Origin of the sequence: Tenacibaculum amylolyticum, from assembly GCF_964511145.1 — a bacterium.
GTDB lineage: Bacteria > Bacteroidota > Bacteroidia > Flavobacteriales > Flavobacteriaceae > Polaribacter > Polaribacter amylolyticum.
The window spans coordinates 51,200-70,319 of the sequence record NZ_CAZEFZ010000076.1 but is presented as its reverse complement, the minus strand read 5'-3'; the positions used below and the strand labels follow the sequence as shown (position 1 = coordinate 70,319).

16 protein-coding genes are annotated in these 19,120 nt (G+C 32.0%); all 16 read right to left on the bottom strand.

Annotated features, from left to right (window positions below; all coding sequences use genetic code 11):
• Positions 1-8 precede the first annotated feature (8 nt).
• Positions 9-3,677 (bottom strand): hypothetical protein, encoded by a 3,669-nt coding sequence (locus ACKTTC_RS18285; RefSeq protein ID WP_408041306.1) that lies wholly within the window; start codon positions 3,675-3,677, stop codon positions 9-11.
• 27 nt (positions 3,678-3,704) lie between these two features.
• Positions 3,705-4,220 carry a GPW/gp25 family protein gene (locus ACKTTC_RS18280; RefSeq protein ID WP_408041305.1) on the bottom strand — a complete coding sequence of 172 codons (516 nt, stop codon included), beginning with the start codon at positions 4,218-4,220 and terminating at the stop codon, positions 3,705-3,707.
• Between the two features lie 3 nt (positions 4,221-4,223).
• Positions 4,224-6,023, bottom strand: coding sequence for a type VI secretion system tip protein VgrG (gene vgrG / locus ACKTTC_RS18275; protein WP_408041304.1), 1,800 nt, complete (start codon positions 6,021-6,023; stop codon positions 4,224-4,226).
• 8 nt (positions 6,024-6,031) lie between these two features.
• Complete coding sequence (locus ACKTTC_RS18270; RefSeq protein WP_408041303.1) at positions 6,032-6,712, bottom strand: CIS tube protein; 681 nt, start codon at positions 6,710-6,712, stop codon at positions 6,032-6,034.
• Between the two features lie 4 nt (positions 6,713-6,716).
• Entirely contained in the window at positions 6,717-6,875 is a 159-nt protein-coding gene (locus ACKTTC_RS18265; protein WP_408041302.1) for a DUF5908 family protein, read from the bottom strand.
• 3 nt (positions 6,876-6,878) lie between these two features.
• Entirely contained in the window at positions 6,879-7,325 is a 447-nt protein-coding gene (locus ACKTTC_RS18260; RefSeq protein WP_408041301.1) for a phage tail protein, read from the bottom strand.
• Positions 7,326-7,330: 5 nt separating this feature from the next.
• Positions 7,331-7,792 (bottom strand): phage tail protein, encoded by a 462-nt coding sequence (locus ACKTTC_RS18255; protein WP_408041300.1) that lies wholly within the window; start codon positions 7,790-7,792, stop codon positions 7,331-7,333.
• 43 nt (positions 7,793-7,835) lie between these two features.
• A complete protein-coding gene (locus ACKTTC_RS18250) occupies positions 7,836-9,494 on the bottom strand; it encodes a phage tail sheath family protein (protein WP_408041299.1) in 1,659 nt (552 codons plus the stop codon).
• An 18-nt stretch (positions 9,495-9,512) separates the two neighbouring features.
• Complete coding sequence (locus ACKTTC_RS18245) at positions 9,513-10,544, bottom strand: hypothetical protein (RefSeq protein ID WP_408041298.1); 1,032 nt, start codon at positions 10,542-10,544, stop codon at positions 9,513-9,515.
• 3 nt (positions 10,545-10,547) lie between these two features.
• On the bottom strand, positions 10,548-11,126 hold the full coding sequence (locus tag ACKTTC_RS18240) for a DUF4255 domain-containing protein (RefSeq protein ID WP_408041297.1): 579 nt from the start codon (positions 11,124-11,126) through the stop codon (positions 10,548-10,550).
• A gap of 15 nt (positions 11,127-11,141) precedes the next feature.
• Positions 11,142-11,468, bottom strand: a complete 327-nt coding sequence (locus tag ACKTTC_RS18235; RefSeq protein ID WP_408041296.1) for a hypothetical protein — start codon at positions 11,466-11,468, stop codon at positions 11,142-11,144.
• A gap of 15 nt (positions 11,469-11,483) precedes the next feature.
• The gene (locus tag ACKTTC_RS18230; protein ID WP_408041295.1) at positions 11,484-13,223 is read right to left on the bottom strand and encodes a glycosyl hydrolase family 18 protein; all 1,740 of its coding nucleotides are present in this window, start codon (positions 13,221-13,223) and stop codon (positions 11,484-11,486) included.
• A 344-nt stretch (positions 13,224-13,567) separates the two neighbouring features.
• On the bottom strand, positions 13,568-15,142 hold the full coding sequence (locus ACKTTC_RS18225) for a tetratricopeptide repeat protein (RefSeq protein WP_408041294.1): 1,575 nt from the start codon (positions 15,140-15,142) through the stop codon (positions 13,568-13,570).
• A 121-nt stretch (positions 15,143-15,263) separates the two neighbouring features.
• Positions 15,264-15,422: a hypothetical protein gene (locus ACKTTC_RS18220; RefSeq protein ID WP_408041293.1), complete on the bottom strand. Its 159-nt coding sequence runs from the start codon at positions 15,420-15,422 to the stop codon at positions 15,264-15,266.
• Between the two features lie 23 nt (positions 15,423-15,445).
• Positions 15,446-17,653, bottom strand: coding sequence for a T9SS type A sorting domain-containing protein (locus ACKTTC_RS18215; RefSeq protein WP_408041292.1), 2,208 nt, complete (start codon positions 17,651-17,653; stop codon positions 15,446-15,448).
• Between the two features lie 595 nt (positions 17,654-18,248).
• Positions 18,249-19,118 (bottom strand): hypothetical protein, encoded by an 870-nt coding sequence (locus tag ACKTTC_RS18210; RefSeq protein WP_408041291.1) that lies wholly within the window; start codon positions 19,116-19,118, stop codon positions 18,249-18,251.
• Positions 19,119-19,120 lie beyond the last annotated feature (2 nt).

Below are 19,120 nucleotides of genomic sequence, written 5' to 3'. Positions count from 1 at the left end.
AGTGGTCTTTATTTTATTCTAAAATTCAAAATCGTATTCGATTTTGGTTTATCGTCATCAGGAGTTGCTACCTGTGATGTATGTTCAGTTGAGCTTTTTAGCTCAGTATTTTCTTCTTCTGAAGCTGTTAAATCTGCTTCAGAAATTTCTTGAATATTATCATTGTCTCCTGCAATAATGTAATCTACGCCAATTCTAAAATTTTGACGTTCTATTTCTTCAATAGTTTCGTCTTGTAATATTAATGATGAATAAATATTATGCTTTGTTTTCGGAACTAACATAGACCATGGTTTGGTAGGTTTTATTTCCGCATTTTCTTCATAAATATTTAAAGAAAAATTATCGAGTCCTTTTTTAACAATATGCTCAATTTCTAATTTTTGAACAGATTGAATATATGGTAGGTTTTCGATATGACTTCGTAACATTCTAGGTACAACAGTTCCTCCAATCCCAGCTACAGTGGTTGAGTTTTCATGAGAAATAGGGCAGAGGTATTTATTAAATTCATCGTTTAAAGCGTTGATGTAATAACCACCTTGATCGTTTGTTTCAAAAGTAACAATGGCAGTTACTAAAAGTGATTCTATGGTTGGGTTTTGAACTTTGATTTTAATAAAAGAGTTGGCTTTACTTTTTATAAATTGATGAATGGCACTTAATTCATTTGTATTGAAATAATGATGGTTATCGTGTTTCCATAAATTAGACAATACAACAAGAGTAATTCTACCTGCCTTGGGTTTAAAATTCTGATCTAAGTTGGTACACTTTACAGCAACTACTTCATGAAAATATTGCAATACTAAATGTTCATAATCCCAAATAGTTAAAGCTCTGTCTTTATGACGTAAACGTTCACTTACTTCTGTATAAAATAACGTTTCTGGCGTTGGAAGCTTCCCATTATAGGAATCTTGAGGTTGATTTATTTTTTTAAGCTCAGGAATTTTTTTAGCGGTTTTTACAATACTACCTGCAGGGACTTTTTTCCCAATAACAGTAACATCATCACTTGTGCAACTTGCTTCTACTGCATTAGGATAAATTCCGTTAATAGTAGGGTATTTATAAGCCTCGTTTTTAGCAACAAAACGTAATTCAAATGTTTCATTTATAATTTCTGTTCTGTAACTAGGTAATAATAGTTCTATAATTCCAGATTTACTTAATTGGTCTGTACCATCAGAAATGATATTCTTTTTGGGTAGTTGAATCCAACGGTCTATTTTTTTGTATTCTAAAACAACATTGTCGGTATACTCACAATATTCTGGATTGGTATTGTTTAAATCGAAAAATAAGGAAATGGTACTATCTCCTTGTATTTTAGTAAGTTTTATATATAAATAACCTTCTCCTTCAAAATTAGAAACTATGGTGTCTTTATACACTTTATTATCTCTTACTACACGTTCTAACCCAAAAGGTGTAATGTGAATAAAATCGCCAAGGACATCATAGGAAGTAGCATCGAATGCATTGTTAAAATAGATATAATCTCTGGCGCTATAGTTTAACGAAAGTTGTTTTACTTTAGGTACAAAAGGTTTGTTTGGTAATGGATTAGAAGTATTGTTCTTTGCATTATCAGAAGCAATAGTTGCGTAATCTTTTCTATATATTTCTTTACCAAAACCAGCTTCTGGAGCAGAGAACGTAAGCTTTAAAAAACCACTATTTGTATTTACCGTATAAGTTAAAGGATCTTTCAATGAGAAATTTCTATCTAATTGATATTTATCTAAATTTTTTAAGGTAATTGTTCTTTCTTCAGCTAACTGTACGCTATCATAACCTTCTGGTGTAATAAAAGGAATTGTGCTAAAAAGCGTTGTTTGTTCTTTTTCTATTTGTTTTCTAGGAAACCAATATCCATTAGATAATGCTGAGGTTTCTATAAGGAAAGAACTATTGGTAAATTCTTTTGAATATTCTTTGTAATAGGTGTCAAATCCACCGCTATTGGTTGGAATTGTATCCCATTCTATATGTATATCAATTTCGGAGAGTTCTTTTTTATATAATTCACTTTTTCCAATTAATAAGTAATTTCCTACTTCTGGAGAATTGCCAAATAAATGGAAAGGTTTGTTTAAAGCTACTTTTCCTAAATTGTTGTATGCTGCTAAATCTTTTATTCCAGTAACGTTTACATTAATTGTAATTAATTCAATTTGTAACCCTTTAAAGAATGAATATGCATAAATTGGCGCGTATTCAGATAATAGCACTTTTACCATTGGCCATGTATAATTCTTTTCTGTGGCTAAAGGTGCTATAGCTGGCAGCGTATTGTGAACTTTAAAAGAGATCTTAAGTGTATTTGCTATTTCATCAAATTGAACATAATATGATGAAACTTCTTCCCATTGTTTAGTTGTTGTATAAGATATAATAAAGGCTTCTTCAAAAACCATATTAAAAATAACATCTAAAGGAAGGTTTTGATTGGTTTTCATCTCATGAAGTAGCTTCCACAATGTATTATCAGAAGATTCTTTGTCGAGTTTAAACGTAATGATTATTTCTCGTTCTCCTTCCTCAAGAAATAATACTTGAGAACCAATCATAAAACCAATATCTGTAATTGTTTCTGAAGCTATTTCAGAGTCTATAATAGTGTTTTCATTGGCACCAAACAACGAATTGTTTCCTATTTCATTTGCTTTTGCATTGGAAATAAGTGTGTTTTTAATGATATTGGCTATGGTAGGTGTATTGGTACCTACTTTTATAAACGGACTTCTATTTAAATAAAAGGTTTGCAAGGTTGCTATTTCAAGAGAAACGGCTAATAATGGTTTGTTAGTTTCGAAAAGAATGTTCTTCTTACTTTCGAATAACTTACCTGCAATTAATGGAGTGTTTTCAGGAATTAAAGTTCCTTGCGATTTTTGTGTTAACTCAAAACAAACTACTGTTTTTGTAGGTATTCCTTTGGAAAGTGTTTGTTGTAAAACGTCATTATAATAAAAGTCTAAATGTCTTTGTGATAAATTATTTATTTCTGCCTGTATTTTTTGAAATAGAATAGAAAATGCAATATACATTGCATTATTAGGCATATGATTTTTCTTGTTGAAAAGGTTGGTGCTTAAATGTTGTCTTGTGAAATTCTGTATATACAAGACCATTTTTCGAAATGTATGTGCTGTTTCTGCTAAATCAAATTCTTCATCATTCTCATGTGCATCTATATAAGAATTCACCACATTTGAGGTATCGTTAGTCGTAGTTTCATTTGAGTAAAAACTAACGATATTTTGTAGTACTTCTTTTTTTTCGTGCAGTACATCTAAGAGTACATTTCTTATTTTATCTGCAAGTACTAATTCTTTAAAATGTAATAAAGTATGATACCAAGCTTCTATTTTGGTATACCAATCTAATAAGATTTGAATTATTTCTATGGGAAGTTTATCGTCCTGATGTAAACTCTCTATAGGTTCTTTAATAATTCCTATAATATAAATAACAGGATCTTGCTCTACTAAACTCCTCCAATTGCCATCAATTACATTTTCAGTAGTATAATAGTTAATATGCTCTACATACGATACAATGTAAGCCAATAAATCGTCGAATGTACGTTCGTCTATTTGAAACTCTGGATCTAAGAGTTTGTTATTTATTCTATTACGTTGTATGGTTCCTTTCCTTCTTTGCATCATCCACAAGGCGGCTTAACTGTTGTATTGTTATTGTTGATTCTTGTTTTTGTGCATTGCTACTAATTCAGCAATACTTGTTGGCTGTTTTGCAGCTCTTTTGTATAAATCTGGAATATCAGTTCCTTCAATTTTATAGTAAGGGAATACTAAGTTAAATCGGGTGTTTGTTAATGGAATTCGATAGTCTAAATTAATTTTAATAACGCCATCTAAATATTGCGATTCATCTACATATACTTTAATAAGTTTAATTCTAGGTTCGTATCTTAAAATGGCTGTTTTAATAGTTTCAGTAATTAAATGCACCCTAGAGTTTGAGATAGATTCAAATAAATAAGCATAAATATCGCAACCATATCTTGGGTTCATTAAACGTTCTCCAACTTTTGTGTTGAATAATATTTGTAACGACTGTCGTATATCTTGCTCATTAGAAACCATTTCTACTCCTAAAGAACTTTCTTTATGAAATGTAGGAGGGAAGCTCCATCCTGTTCCTAAGAAGAGGTTGTGTTTTTGAAAGTCTTGTTTTTTTAATTTCATAGGTTAATTCAAATTAACAGTTGAACCACTTACACTTGTTGTACCACTACTACTCACAGTTGCATCACTACTTCCACTTAGTTTTAACGATTGAGAAGCCGAACCAGATAAAGATCCGCTACTGGTAATCGTTATATCATCTGAATCCGATTTAATTTCTACAGATGATCCTTCTATCGTAACACCATCACTAGCTTTTAAAGTCATAGCAGCGCTACTTTGTATGGTAATACCATCGCTATTCATTTGTATTTGATTGCTATTTTGATCGGTAACTGTAATGCTTTCATCTTGATCGCTTAATACAATTGTATTACCATTTGGAGTAACTAACGTCATTACAATATTTTCATCATCAAATTGCATTTGTAATTGACTTCTAGTAATTAACGATTTGAGATTATTGTCACTATCGGAAGGAATTACAGAATCTGCAGGAGTTAAAGAACTACTATACATACTTCCTAAAACTACAGGATAAGCAGGATTTCCATCTACAAAACCTAAAATAACCTCGTCGTTTACTTCTGGATAGAAATAAGCACCAAAAGAACTGCTTGCGTAAAAAGAAGCTAAACGAGCCCAAACAAATTCGGTGGTATCGTTTAACATTGGGATTTCTACTTGTACTCTAAATTCACCACCATCTTCATCATATACATCTTGAACAATACCAACTTGTAGTCCTTTTACATCGATTAACGTTTCTTTTATTTCTGGTTCAGAAGGTGCTGATTTTACCTTTTGATCATGAAATTCTGGTGGCACTCCAATTTGTACTTCAGTAGTCCATTTTCCACTAGAAATACTATGCTGTACACTAGATACATAAGCATCTCCATCGAAAAGAGTTCCTAATCCAGTTAAAGAAATTAAGGTGTTAGGTTTTACGTCTGCTGATCCTGGAAATGAAATGCTTCCACGGAATTTAGACATTCGCAGTCGTAACAACATTGCATCTGAAACTTCTTGTGTTTCATCTTGAGTAAAAGGAACAGATGTGAAAATGGTATCATCATTATCTGTTGCTTCTTCTAAATCAGATTCCGAAACATCTCCTTGGTCGTTTGTAGTAGGTTCACTAGCTTCTGAACTCACTGTTTCTTGATCTGAAAGCGACCAAGAATTATATGTGATTGAATTGAGTTGTTCTACAGCTTCCAATTCAATGTCCATTTCCATAATATCTCTACCATATTCTAATTCGAGTACAGGATCACTATCTACAGAAATAGCACTTACATTTAAAGTTCCATTGTCTGTTACAACGGCCATTCCATTTCGTTGTGCTCTACTTACAATAAAATCCCAGTCTGTTGCTTGGTATTGAATGATTTTCTCTTTGGTTACAGTTGTGTCTGTAATTTCTGCCGAAAAACCAGCATTTTCAACAATTTGCTGAATAGCATCACTGTCTAACGAATCAGATAATACGGTTTTACTTTTACTGGTCACTAATTTTACCAAAGTGTCTTTACACGTTACTTGAAATGTAGTTCCAGAATCGTCTATTTTTACAGATTGCTTTGTAACTTCTCCAGAAAATACGGTTGTAGTATCATTGGCATACCCTAAAGATAATTCAATCGTATTCCCTGTTTGAAATGTAGTTGCATCTGCAATTTCAAACATTTGAGTAGACGGATTTCCATCTCTTATAGTAATTTGTGCTTGTGCAATAGTATCTATAGCTTGTGTAATGTTTACACTCATTACTCCATACGAATCAGGAATTGCACTTCCTTCAGAAGTAATGGTAAAGGATACTAAATTATTGCCACTTATAATTGGAGAACTTGCCATATATCAACTTACTTTAAGGGTGGTAAATATAATTTTGTACCAGGAGCAATATCTCTAAAATTTAGAATGTTATTATAACTAGCTACTTCTGTATAATAACTGCTATCTCCATAGATTTTATAACAAATTAGCGGTAAAGTATCTCCTTCTTTTATTTCTATAAAGTGCGTAAGATCTGGTGACTGATTATCTGCCTCTGCAGCAATATCATCTGCAGAAATTGCACTTTCAAAAGCCACACTTAATTTAGCACGTAATGGAGTACCATCACTTTGAAACAGCGTATATGAAATATTGAGAGAAACTAGTTTACATTTAAAAACAAGTGTACCCCAAGAAAGAATTAAATAATTCGGTTCATGAATACTTCCATTATAGGTAAAACAGGTACTTTTAAAGGTATCTATTTGGTCTGAAACCGAAGTAGAAGAAGATAATAAACTACTCAAACTACTTGTACTAATAGCACCAGTTGCATCGAAAAAAATATCGAAAGAAACTTTTTCAGGTGCAGTTCCTTTATACCAAACAGAAGTGCCTGGTGAACCTACTGGTTGAAATTTATTGTATTCGATACTATGTTCGTGTGTATAAGAAGCAGGATTTATTTGTACAGTACAACTGTCTCCTGTTTCACTAGAATATTCATTATCTGAATAAGCCGTAATTGTCATTAAATCTTTTGACATTTAACTAACGCTCTTTTAGTTTTTGTAATTGTTTTTTTACTTCTTTCTTACATAAGTTGGCCACCGTTTCTTTAAGCATATTCATGTCTAAAGATTGTGATGAAGGTGCCATTGATTCTTCTACTTTTACCTTAATAACTAATTCTCTTATTTCTATGGGCATGTTTTAAATTACTAGCGAATAATCGTAGGATAATTCTAAGGTTTCTATCAAAATTTCATTATTCATAGAGTTTAAAGGTGAAAACTCCCATTTTACTGGCCAAGCATTCACAAAACTCCAATTCTTTATCGGAAAACTATCTTCATCTAAAAGACTTAAAATGACAGTTTGCGTAATGATGGTTGATGATAATCCTCCTCCAATAGTTGCTTCACACCATAGAGATAATGCAGAGATACTTGAAGTAACTCCGCGTTTTAATACAAGGTTTTGATATTTTGCTCCAGTAGGAACCCGATGTTTAAATCGGTTTTCTCCACCTTCTGCAATTTCTTCTATACCCATTTCCATGGACATCCCCGATACTTCTTTAAAAGAGGTATCGGCGAGTCCTAGTTCTAATGGAAATGTGAGTCTGAAATAAAAACCCGGTAATGGATAATCACTCATATATGTTAACTATTTGCAATAGTTAAACCTTCATGTGCTAATTCTAAAGTTTCTACTGCAACTTCGTTTGCATCAGATTTTAAATCGGTAGCAGTAATTTTAGTAGGCCATGCATTGGTTAATGTCCATGTCATTGTTGGAGAACCTGACTCATCTAATAATTTGATAACTACAGTTTCTCTTTTAATGGTGTTCATTTTTATAGCATCGTACCATTTCCAGAAGTTATTGTCTTTTACAAAAACTCCTTTCTTTAAAGTTACATTACTAAATTTAGCTAAACCAGGCATTTTAATAGTACTAAATGTTTTACTATCTCCATGTCTGTATTCTACTACTTGGGTTTCTGTATCTAAACCAGATACTTCTTGAAAAGAAGCGGTATTATCTTGAGAGCCTAAACTAACGGTAAAATAAAATTTAGTTAATGGCCATACTGAGCCTTGTTTTGATCCATCATCTGCCATAATGATATATTTTTAAAATTGGTTAATATTTTTAATCTTGTTTTTATCCTTTTTGCATTTCTTGTTGGAAGGTAATTTCAATGAATTCAGCAGGATGTGAAACAGCAACTTTAACAGCTACAATCATACGTCCGTTTAAAATATCATCTCCAGTCATAGTACTTCCTAATCCTACGCTTACAGAAAATGCATCTGCAGGTTTAGGTCCTACTAATCCACCTTGGTTCCAAACGCCTAATAAGAAATTGCTAATCATACTTTTTACAGAAACCCAAGTTTTTGCATCGTTTGGTGCAAAAACATAAGCACTAGCAGCTTCTTTTACAGATTGCTCTAAGTAGATTAAAGTTCTACGTACGTTAATATATCTCCAATCGTTTGAGTTTCCATCTAATGTTCTAGCTCCCCAAACTAATACTCCTTTTCCTGGGAATGATCTAATAGCACATACAGATTTACCATCTAATGGCATGTTTAAGTCTTCTTGCTTTTTATGATCTACTTTAATAGCAGGAGCAATTACACCTTGTACACCTACATTTGCTGGAGCAACCCAAACACCTTCGTTATTATCTACTACTGTATAAATACCAGCCATAGCAGCACTAGGAGTCATTAAGTTTAGTTTTTCCAACATGTGCTTCAAGATTAACTTGTACGAAGCACTTAAGTTTTTAAGAACAGAATCTGCTTTATCTTGTGTAATTCCATCAGCAGCAGGAGTTTTTGCAAACAGTGCATTGATGTATTTTGTCATAGGGTTTTGTACGGCCTTCTTTGTTTTTGGATCTGTAGTTCCAGGAAACTCAGCATTCAATACAGTTTTAACAGCATTAACACTAGCAGCTGCTATGTTACCGTAAGAAATATCTGTTAATTGATTTACCGTAGTATGTAACCATGGATAATATGCAGCAGCATAACTATTAAATTTAGGCAAAGTAGGCTCTACTGCATTTCTAAATGCTTCTACACTAGTAGTACCAACTTTAGGCTCTGTATATCCACCAGGAATATCTAATAAAGCAACACGAGTAGCTAATTGTCCACAGTGATTAATTAACTCTCCTTGTAAGGTATAACATAGAGCATACTTGTCTTTAAAATCAGTAGCTGTATCGTCTCTAAGCTCTATAGCATCTGGAACTACAATCATAGTAGGTTCCGTTTCTTTTTCTAATACCGTTAAAGCATCTTCAAAAGGTTTTGTAGCTGATAAACTTGTAGCAGCTGGATCGTATTTTCCAGTAGAAACAACATAACAAGTACCTCCTCCATTTTCATAGAAGAATTTTACGGCACTAAATAATCTATAGTTTACAGTACTTGTTGTTAAGGTGTACCCTGTTTCTCCAATATAAAAATCTGGCTCAACAGTTGCTGCAGCATCAGCATTGTTTGCTGGGTCTGTAGTTTTCTTTTTAGAATTGTCTGCTGGATTAGCAGGTTTTGGAGCAGGTGCAGCTGGTACTGCTGCTAACGTAAATTGGATTTGTGGAGGAGTACTTCCAAAAATTGCATAAAACTCGGCTAGCGATGTAATTTTAACTGCTTTGTTTACCAGATGTTTACCGTTATAACTGATTTCTCCAGTATACCCAATAAAAGCTGGGACTGCGGTAGGTACAGGAACAACAGCATTTCCAAAAGCATCGAGTTCTTGGATGTACACTCCAGGTGTTTTCATTTCTGTTACTGACATTCTTCTTTTTTTAAAAGGTTAGACATAAATTATAGTTTGAGAATAGTATGCATTCTCATTGTTTTTCGTTTTAGTAATCACGGATGTAACTTTTGGAGTTGGCATTTTAATATCCAATTCTAATAATACATCTGAAAACTGATGGGTGTATTGAATTTTCAATACTGGGTGATTTGTAACTTTTTGTTGAAGAGCTATCGGATTTATTGAGGTAAATACTGTAGCTTCTTCTTTATTGTCGAAAACCATCCTTTTTTCTGGAGCTGCATATTCTTCGTTTTCAGGGGATTCTATATGCATGCTTTTAATATTAATTTTTTTGTTGCTAGGAACAATTATCAAGTATTCTTTATAGGTGTCTCTTACATCAAAATTTGCGGTTAATACAGGAAGTGTGTTTTCTTTTAAAGATTCTAACACATTTCTCATATTTATATGTAGAATACCGTAGCAGTTCGTAGTTAAAGAACTGGCTGAACCAAAAAAGTTCGTAGTTAAACTACCATTTATCCATAGTTCATATATACCACTTCCAAAAGCACGAATGTCTATAGGAATTACAGATTGCTTTTCCTGAGATTGACTTGAAAAAACTTCTTGACTGTCTTTTTTGAGAGCAATGTTAGTCGCTTCGTCTTTAGAAACAGACTGGTTGAAAATTAATGGGCGTACGGACAAATTTGTCGTAGGAGTAATAGTCATTTCATTACTAAAACGATTTACAATTTTAGTATTTGTAATATAGGTTATGCTGTCTTCTTTTTTAGGTAAAACGATATCGGTATAAGTATCAAAACTAGTATCTGAATTGATAAGTTGGAAAAACAAATCTTCAGCAGTGTTTAGTTCTTCCCATATCTTTTTTGATGGAGCTACTTCTGCATAAAAATGATATTGATTGTTGAGTTTTTGAAAACGAATATCATAATTCTTCATAATTCGAAGTGTTTCTGGGGTAGGTAACAAATCGAAAACTGGACATTCCTTATTATAAAAATAAGGATGTTTAATTTCTAAGGTAAACCAATGTTCGTGTTTTTTCATCATCATTCGTTACCCTTTTTTAGTTTTTGTACCTAAGCTGCCAACACCTGTAATTTCTTCTCGTACCAATCCTTTTTGAATACCAATCATACGAACTTTATATACCATTGAAGGAACGTATTTTGCGCCAATTCCGCTCCAAACATGACTTAATTCTTGTATAGGAACGTTGTATGTTTCAAAGATTAATCGCTCAATAGAAGTGTCTAATTCAGGATTACTTTGCGGTGTGAATACTTTTGAAGATTGTAAGACACCAATAACTTCTGAAAGCATTTTTAAAGCTTCGATATAATTTTCTGAATTGTAATTTGCAGATACCAATAAATACAAGTTAAGGTATATTGGCGGATTTACCTTATTAAAAGAACCTTTACTGGTTTGAAGATACTCTCCTCTGTTTTTAATGTTCCTTTCTTGCTCAAGGTTGATAACAGATAAGATAATTTTGTTTTCAATATTTTTGGTAATGCTACCATCTAAATTAATAAGGCTACTTATTAAAACAATATCTTCTGTAAGGCCAAAAGACATTTTTAGCTCTTTATTAAGCAAATTGCTAATAAATACCAATACTTGATCTAACATTTCTTTTCTTTCTTATTACTTTTTATCCTCTAACAACGTTTTTATGGCCGTTGCTACCATTCTTGAAAAGTAAATTCCTAACATTGTAATACCGAATATTACCCTAAATAAAGGGTGTTCTTCTGTTGTAATAATGCCAGCAACTTCTTCAATATCTTTAGATACTTGTTCGTTTATAATATGTGCATCTGAGCTTATTATATAAGAACATATCATTGCTAATGGAATACTTACGATAACGGAAAATAAAACCCATAAAAACTCTTTAGAAATTGCTTTTTTTATAGTTTTCGCTATTTTCTCTACTTTACCGAAATCTTGTTTAGCCTCTTTTTGATCCATTTCTATCTTTGTCTTTTACGGTAAATCTTTCTGCTTTTCCTCCATTTGTTTATTTATGATATAAAAACTATATCCTCCTAGTAAAAAACCAATGATTAATAAAACGCTTCCATCATTAATCCAATGCAACATTCTAAAGACTACTACAGCAAGTAGTAACATAACAGCGAAGTATACTTTTCTAGTTGTGCTATTGCTAAAAAAGATGCCTCTTGTATTGGGAGCAAGTATTGCAATGATAAACCCTATGCATGCAAAAAATAGCACAAAGGCCATAATGTATAATAAGATGGTTTTATAATTGGTTATGGTTACTAGTTTCTTTTCAACTTTATTTATTTTACTATTAGGATTTGTAAGTCCTAAACCGTTTACAATTTGAGATACTAAAGAAGGAGATGAAGTTTTTGTAGAGTCGGTTGCCGTGGCTGTATTTCCTCCATTAGCAGTAGTACTATTGGAAGAAGATGGTTGAGCCATTTCTTTACTAATTACATCCCAATAATCATTGTATCCTTTGTCGTAACCCAAGGCCCATAAACCTAGTCCTTTGAGTTTGTTTTTCTTTACAAGCTTTACTTTAACGGTAAAACTAGAATCGTTTTCATACCAACATTGTCGATATTTTCCATCGTTTCCTTTTATTTTGTATGCGCTATATGCACTTTTACTTACGGGGTCTATGTATACAGATGTGTTGTTTTCAATATTGGTTTTAATATAACTAAAGGTTCTACTACCAATATATTTTTTCACTTTAGAAGCTATGTTTAAATCTTTAGTTTCCCAAATGGTACCGTATGTTGGTAAGGCAAGAATTATTTTGTCACTCGGAATATTACTAGTATAATATTTTACAGAGCTAGAAAGGTTAAAGGGTTCCCAAGTTTTTCCACTTTCTATAGGTGCTATTGGCCCAGCCACTTTACTTCCTTTACCATAATAATCGTAGCCCATAATCACAAACCGATCTATAGCTTGTTCTATTGCTTTAAAATCAATAGCATCACTCCAGTTTACATTTGGAACGGTAATGTATATTTGGTAATCTTTATTAGCACTTTTTAGTCTATTAGATAAGACGAGTAGGAAGTTTGTGTATTCTGTTTTCTCATTCGAAGAAACGCCTTCAAAATCAATACAAACACCATTTGCTTGTCTTTTAGCTAATAACTTAATTAGGTTGTTGATAAGCGTGTCTATAGCATCAGATCTTTTTAAAAATCTTCTATTGTTTTGTAAACCAAAATTGCTGACGGTAAGTAATACTTTTTTATTGCGGACTTTAATAGAATCTATTAGTCCTGTAGTTTCCCAATCATGAACGGAAATGGCATCTCCTGTCTTTGGATTTACTTCATACGAGAAGTAAGCAACTGTAGAAAGTAGGTCGAAATTAATGTTTTTGTAATATTCTTTTTCCCAATATGGATACCATCCAAAGACTTCATATGCTAGTTTGAAATCTTTAGGTGTTTTAAAGAAAACAGGTTTTACATTACCATCTTTTTTTGCAAAGATTGAAGGGGTTTTGTCTTTTAAAAGTTTATGGTGCTGATGAATAAATTTACGAGCTTGCTTAGCAGAATCGTTATGGTGAAAAATACTGTTGAAAAAACGGGCAATAGCTCCTTCTTTTTTCTTGACCTTTGTAGTATCTTGAAATGGAAATTCGTTTAGTTTATTTACAGAATGGGTATGCGCTTTTACCACGAAAGATAAGAGTACTACTAAGAAAATGCTTCTGTAATTCATTCTAAAATTATATATATAATTTAAAAATCACTACGAATTAAAAAACGTATGTAAAAAGCAGTACTTGTTTAAGTAAGATAAACCCTTATATAATTTATATACTACTTAAAAACATATCCCTTATTTTTTAATTAGTAATGTGTTAAAAATGAATAGATGTAAGAATTAAATAAGAAGCATATTTAAGCAGTAGTTAGCTAGTCTTAAATTTTATTTGGTTGTTTCTCTCGGGGTTAATTCTGTAATCTATACTACAAGGTAAATATAGTTAAATTTTTTAAGTGGCTTTAGTATTGTGTATATATTGTAAACAGGCGTTTGCAAAAAGTGTGGTGTGTACCTATTTATAAATTTTTAATGTACTCATCTAAAGCGTCTTCCTTTGTTAATTCTAATTTTTTCTTTAATCGAAATCTTGTTGATTTTATAGCCTCTATACTAGTTCTTCTAAGGTTCGCAATTTCTCTTCTTGAAAGACCTACTTTAATAAACGAACAAACTTCTATATCTGTTTTGGTTAGTTTTGGATGTTTTTGTTTAAGTCTTTTTAGAAAATCGGTATTTAATGTTTTGATGTTTTCTTTTAAGGTTGCTATTTTATCTTCATCAAAAGCGTTATTTTTTAAATTAAAAATGATTTCTTCTAGAGAAACTGTACTCTTTGTCTCTGAGAGTTGAGGTAAATCTTGTGTAAGCTTTTCTATAGGTGAATCTTCAATTTTATGACCTAACTGTTTTTTCTTGGTTTTTACATAGTAATTGTACCCAAAATAAAAAGTAGATATAACTATAAGTATTATAATTACTACGATAGTAGTATATAATTGTTTTTGAAGTTCTTCATTTTTTGCTTTTATAAGTGTGTTTCGTTTTTCTCCTGCTTTAAGAATACTATCTTTTAATCGTTTTTTTTGGTATTGATTTAAGAGTTCTATTTCTTTTAGTTTTCTTGCATTTTTAGTACTGTTAATTTCTTCGCTTACGATGGTGTATTTTTCAACATCTTTTAAGGCTAAATCATGATTATTTATGGCTGTGTATATTTTACTACGTATCATATAACCATTGTGTATTCCTTTTTTGTTGTTTTCTCTTGTAGCAATTGTAATCGCATTGTTTACGTAGTAAAGCGCTTTTTCATAGTTTTTAGTAAGGAAGTAGGTATTGGCAATGTTTAAATTTGTGGTAATTATAGATTTTATTTTTCCAATATTCGTTACATACTTTAGATAATTAAGATATATTTCCAAAGCGATGTCATGTTTTTCTTGATAAGAATACAATGTAGCTTTATTAGCTATGGCTTGTTGTTTTCCTTCTTCATATCCATCTAATTCAAAATACGAAATTGCTTTAGCCACAACATAAAATGCAGAATCTATTTGGTTTAGATCTTTGTAGCCTTGAGACATCATATTATAATTGTTGCCTACACTTCTATGCCTTTTGTGGCGAGTATTTATTGCAATAGCTTTTTTAAAGTTGTTAATAGATTTATCGTATTCTTTTTGTGCACGGTATATATATCCAATATTATGATATATACTTGCGAGTGATGTGGAGTCTTGCAATTCATTGAAAATTTCTTCAGCTATAAAATAGTCTTTAAGAGCTCCAATGTGGTTGGATTGTCTTCGTTTGTAAATTCCTCTATGATTGTAGGTTTTTGCTTTATGTCTTCGGGTATCGTATGAAACGTTTTTAAGAATAGTGAAAATTTGTTCGCAGTAGATAATTACTTTGTTGTAGTCTCTTTTTTTTTGGTAGCTACATAGTTTAAGCAAGGTTTCTACTTTAAGAGAATCGGTTGAAGCATTTTTTATGTTGTTTTCTAAACGTACCAAAGTAGTATCGATTACTTGCGATTGTATATAGAAAATTCTAAGAAATAGAAAAAGAAGTAAAGTTGCTTTATGCATTAATTTGTTGTTGAATGTAGTAAATGAGGGACTGAAATAAGTTAAGGTTATTTAAAAAGGCCAGCCAATAGGATGAACTGACCTTTTTCTCTAAAATAATAATTAATACGTGTTCTCTTTTTTAAAAACCATCTCCGGGAGCTTCAGGAGAGGCCGCTTGTGCTTTCTTTGGATTTAATATTAAATAGGTTCCTAAAGCGGTGAGTGCTGTGTACTTTCCATAGTTACCTAATTTTTGTAATGCTTCTTTACGGGTAATTTCTTTTTGCTGTTTAGACATAATATTGTGATTTGATTGTAAGACTATTCTACAATGATTTTTTTAGTGATTTCTGTATTTACTGATTGTAATTTTACAATGTATACTCCAGTAGCTAATTCATTTAATGAAATGTTGGATTGTGTGTTAGCATTTATTTCTTTGTTTAGTAGCTCTTCACCCAACATAGAGAATACTTTAATAGTGGCTACGTTTGTAAGTCCGTTAATAATTAGTTGATTATCTTCTGAAGTATACATGCTAATAGCAGTGTTGTTTTCAATAGTATCTTCCGTATCTAAAGTCTTAGTTGAAGTATGTATGAAGAATCTTCCTGTTCCTTTTACAGTTTCTTGTAAAGTAAGGTTATGTGATTTTTCTGAAAGGTTTGTAAATGTACCATTGTGCTTATCTTCTAAATATACATTTACATCAGCAGGTATGTTTACAGTATGTATAGAGAAACTTATTGCTGTATCTGCTTCAGCTACTAAACCTAGAGGAATTATTATAGTTTCATACTCGTTTTTAGGTAATGATTGTATAGTGAAGTTATTTGTATTGGTGTTTTCTACTAAATGTGTGTAAATATCGAAGCTAGCGCCTTCAAAATTTCCAATATCATAACCTACATCTAAACCTTTTGTAGCAGTATCTAAATAATTGATTGTGGTACTTACAGTAGTTTTATTTGCTGTGGCGAATAATTGAATGACAGTATTAGCATTTGCTTTTTCGGGTCTCATTGAAGATCCAGATGCCATTTGCGATGTTCTTTGAGCTTGATTAAAGGAAATTTCTGAAACTCCTGATGTTGTTCTTACAAAAAATCCTTGACCAGGTGCAAGCTGACTTTCACTATCTACTAAAGAGTTTGCAACGTATTTATTTTGAGTAGTATCCCATACATATACGGCAATAAATGCAGGATCGAATTTACTTAGGTTGTCATTAATAAAATTACTACCACTGTTTTCATTAATAGGTAGATAAGCAGTATACGGATTTCCAATAGCATTCCATTGAGAAGCATTTACTGTTTGTGTTACTTCCGAAGTTTCTAAGGAGCCTGTAAAAGAAATGCTACCATCGGTAGCTCTTGAAATAGCATATCCTTTTCCTTTCTCAAAAGTGATGGCATTCGTTGTTAAATCGTCCGTAGTATAATATACCCATTTAGAACCGTCAGCGTTGCTATCGTCATAATATGCAACTGCATATCTGTTAGGAGTTACTGTTGTGTTGATTCGAATGTTGTTTGCAGCATTTTCTACAAATTCTTTGATACTTTGCCCAATTACAGGAGCAGAAACAATGGTCCATTCATTTGCCACCAGTCCATCTTGCTGAAACGTTACTGCACCAGAAGCTGTACCTGAAACTATAAATGCACTACTATTATTGGTATTACCACTTAAAGAAATAGTTCCGTTGTTGTTTAAGTCACCATTTATAGAAAGAGAAGTAGCTCCAGTCATAGTTAACGAAGCTCCAGATGCTATAGTTACATCGTTAATTTCATAATTCCCTGAATTGATAATAGGATCATTAGCAACATCTGGAATAATGGCATTTTTAGTATTGTTAGGAATAGCTGTATCGCTCCAGTTAGAGGTAATCCCCCAAAATCTACTTGAATTTCCTGTCCAACTAACACTAATAGGTAGTGCAGCACCAGATGAGTTGAAAGTATCTTCTGTTAATTGTACGCCAGGGTTATTTGTACAATCAGGAAAACCAACACTTGCTGGTCCACAAGCTGTAAAAAATTGATCTAAGAAGACACCATTATCTTCAAAAGTAACCATTGGATCTTTACTAACATCAGTATATTTTATTTTAATACTACACAAATGCTTTGCAGTTGTAGTAATATTATTAGCTGTTATAGTACCGCTACTCACTCCTTGTTGAAAAGAAGTAGAAACTCTTGAAGTTGTATTATCATTTACAATAAAGTCTTTATACGCAGGGAAACCATAAGCTTCTGCTAAAATACTTCCTGCAGGTTGTAAATATTCAAAGCTACCATTAGTGTGTACATTATTCCCAAAAGCTTCTGTATTATAATTAAAATAGATTTGCCCTGAACCTAATTTAAAATCTACATCACTACTAATATAGATATCTGCTTCATAAAAATCATTTGTACCATCGTTCGTATTTCTAGCATTTACGAAGGTGAATGAAATGTTTTGTGCATAACTGGTGTATGTTAGCACACAGATTAATAAGAGTATTATTTTTTTCATAATAAGTATGGATTGTTTTATAGAGTATCCGTATCGATTCATAATTATATTTTTAGCGTCATTCCGAATTTATTTCGGAATCTCATTATGCTATTGAACAATGATTTGGGATGAGAACCTGAAACAAGTTCAGGTTGACGTTTGTTACTCATTATGTATTACAGATAATCATATTATTTTTTATGCATTCATTTTTATAAACCGTTAACCTCTTGGTTCCCTACTCAAATTATACTAGGTATAATTTTACAAGAGGCAACGGTTTTTCTAAGTAAAGTATCTTGTTTATATTCTTTGAATATTGATAATTCTCATGGACATACCATTAAATGATTTTTCAATTTTTACACGAGACAACCAAAAGAAATTACCATGATATATAATTGGAAAAAAAATAAATTTCTTTGTCTCTCTTCTTACTTTAAACTTTTTGTTTTTAAATAGTTTCATACCGCTCTAGTTGTTAGTGTTTGTTTATTTCGATACTTAGAAAGCTATTGTTCTTTTAATGGGAGTGTTTTTTAGCTACAAGTTTTGATATTTTTATTCCATTACTAATCATTTCACTCGAAGTGACAATACTTAAAAATTACATTTAATTAAATTGTTGTCCTTTACCAATGTTAGGATTTAACATGTTATTGATATCAGCATTTTGTACCTGAGTATTCATGTCTAAATCAGCATTGTTATATCCAGAAATACCTAATAATTGAATTACTGAATTGGTATCTGTATTCTGAATTTGCCCGTTTTCATCAAAATCTCCAGCAATCATTGCGAAGATTCCGTTTCCTATATCCACAACCGAATTTATACCTCCAAATACAGCGGTTGTAGTATCACTAAGGTTTATTGTAGTTGCTGTTGATGTATTTAGAGGAATTGCATTGGCACTCATGATACCTAAATGATTTCTATGATTGATAGCTATATAATAGCTTTCCGAAGGTAAATTGATGGCTACAGGCGATGTTCCATCTGTAGCTACAATATCTCCATCTGCTTGTAGTAATGCTGATTGACTTGCGAGTACTATTGCTTCATCGTTTTTATCGCGTATTGTAATCCAAACCCAATCAATAATAGCATTGTTCCCAGTAGTGTCAAATACAGTAGTTTCACAAGTCAACCCATCTGCATATGGACTTGTGGTAGGCAATACATTATTGCTTCGTAAACTATCGTCCATAATTATTGTTCCCGAAGTTACCAAGGGCCCTTGTAAGAAAGTAATAGGAGAGAGCTTTACTTGAAGTATTATTACTTCTTGATGAAACCCTTGGTTTAGAGTAATTGTTCCGTTTGAGTTGGTGGTTGTTACCAATTCACCTACGGTAAAATTGATGCTTGCATTTGCATTACTCAATGTTTGTCCGCTTGATCCAATTATGGTACGTTCTAGTGTTTGTGAAAACAATGAACTAGATATAAGCAAGATTATTATGAATATAAACTGTTTCATAC

What these genes read in the sequence shown, in the direction of transcription:
- ACKTTC_RS18280 (WP_408041305.1), bottom strand. Translation starts at nt 4,220, where the DNA reads ATGAAATTAAAAAAACAAGACTTTCAAAAACACAACCTCTTCTTAGGA.
- ACKTTC_RS18210 (WP_408041291.1), bottom strand. Translation starts at nt 19,118, where the DNA reads ATGAAACAGTTTATATTCATAATAATCTTGCTTATATCTAGTTCATTG.
- ACKTTC_RS18225 (WP_408041294.1), bottom strand. Translation starts at nt 15,142, where the DNA reads ATGCATAAAGCAACTTTACTTCTTTTTCTATTTCTTAGAATTTTCTAT.
- ACKTTC_RS18220 (WP_408041293.1), bottom strand. Translation starts at nt 15,422, where the DNA reads ATGTCTAAACAGCAAAAAGAAATTACCCGTAAAGAAGCATTACAAAAA.
- ACKTTC_RS18235 (WP_408041296.1), bottom strand. Translation starts at nt 11,468, where the DNA reads ATGGATCAAAAAGAGGCTAAACAAGATTTCGGTAAAGTAGAGAAAATA.
- ACKTTC_RS18285 (WP_408041306.1), bottom strand. Translation starts at nt 3,677, where the DNA reads ATGATGCAAAGAAGGAAAGGAACCATACAACGTAATAGAATAAATAAC.
- ACKTTC_RS18250 (WP_408041299.1), bottom strand. Translation starts at nt 9,494, where the DNA reads ATGTCAGTAACAGAAATGAAAACACCTGGAGTGTACATCCAAGAACTC.
- ACKTTC_RS18240 (WP_408041297.1), bottom strand. Translation starts at nt 11,126, where the DNA reads ATGTTAGATCAAGTATTGGTATTTATTAGCAATTTGCTTAATAAAGAG.
- ACKTTC_RS18255 (WP_408041300.1), bottom strand. Translation starts at nt 7,792, where the DNA reads ATGGCAGATGATGGATCAAAACAAGGCTCAGTATGGCCATTAACTAAA.
- ACKTTC_RS18260 (WP_408041301.1), bottom strand. Translation starts at nt 7,325, where the DNA reads ATGAGTGATTATCCATTACCGGGTTTTTATTTCAGACTCACATTTCCA.
- ACKTTC_RS18270 (WP_408041303.1), bottom strand. Translation starts at nt 6,712, where the DNA reads ATGTCAAAAGATTTAATGACAATTACGGCTTATTCAGATAATGAATAT.
- ACKTTC_RS18230 (WP_408041295.1), bottom strand. Translation starts at nt 13,223, where the DNA reads ATGAATTACAGAAGCATTTTCTTAGTAGTACTCTTATCTTTCGTGGTA.
- ACKTTC_RS18245 (WP_408041298.1), bottom strand. Translation starts at nt 10,544, where the DNA reads ATGATGATGAAAAAACACGAACATTGGTTTACCTTAGAAATTAAACAT.
- vgrG (WP_408041304.1), bottom strand. Translation starts at nt 6,023, where the DNA reads ATGGCAAGTTCTCCAATTATAAGTGGCAATAATTTAGTATCCTTTACC.
- ACKTTC_RS18215 (WP_408041292.1), bottom strand. Translation starts at nt 17,653, where the DNA reads ATGAAAAAAATAATACTCTTATTAATCTGTGTGCTAACATACACCAGT.
- ACKTTC_RS18265 (WP_408041302.1), bottom strand. Translation starts at nt 6,875, where the DNA reads ATGCCCATAGAAATAAGAGAATTAGTTATTAAGGTAAAAGTAGAAGAA.